The 394-nt window shown below is 41.1% G+C and carries 1 protein-coding gene; it reads left to right on the forward strand.

Annotation, left to right across the window (positions count from 1 at the left end; translation table 11 throughout):
* A partial coding sequence (locus tag D3227_RS40860; protein ID WP_147377859.1) for a transporter substrate-binding domain-containing protein occupies nt 1-394 on the forward strand: 394 nt, incomplete at both ends.

A 394-nucleotide genomic window follows, 5' to 3' on the forward strand; every position in this document is an offset into this window, starting at 1 on the left:
GTATTATACCAGCATTAAAAACAGGTAAGTTTGATGCCATTGTTGCAGCAATGTCAGTCACCCCTGAGCGTAGTGAGCAGGTGGATTTTAGCGAGCCTTATTTTGTCAACTCTTTGGTATTTTTGGCAAAAAAAGGTTCAAATTTTGATCCGAGCAGCACCGATGCCATCAATAATGCCAAAATTGTTGCTCAGCGTTCAACCATCTCAAGTCAATGGTTAACCCAAACTTATCCAAACAGCAAGCCACAGCTGTACGATACGCTGGACAATGCTTTTATTGATTTAGGTAATGAGCGTGCTGATGCTATGATTTCTGACAAACTGCCAGCATTAACTTGGCTTAGCTCGGACTTGGGTCAAAATTTTGAGATCAAAGGTGGGGACATTAATAT

It is taken from the genome of Mesorhizobium waimense, from assembly GCF_003601975.1.
In the GTDB taxonomy this organism is placed as follows: domain Bacteria; phylum Pseudomonadota; class Alphaproteobacteria; order Rhizobiales; family Rhizobiaceae; genus Mesorhizobium; species Mesorhizobium waimense.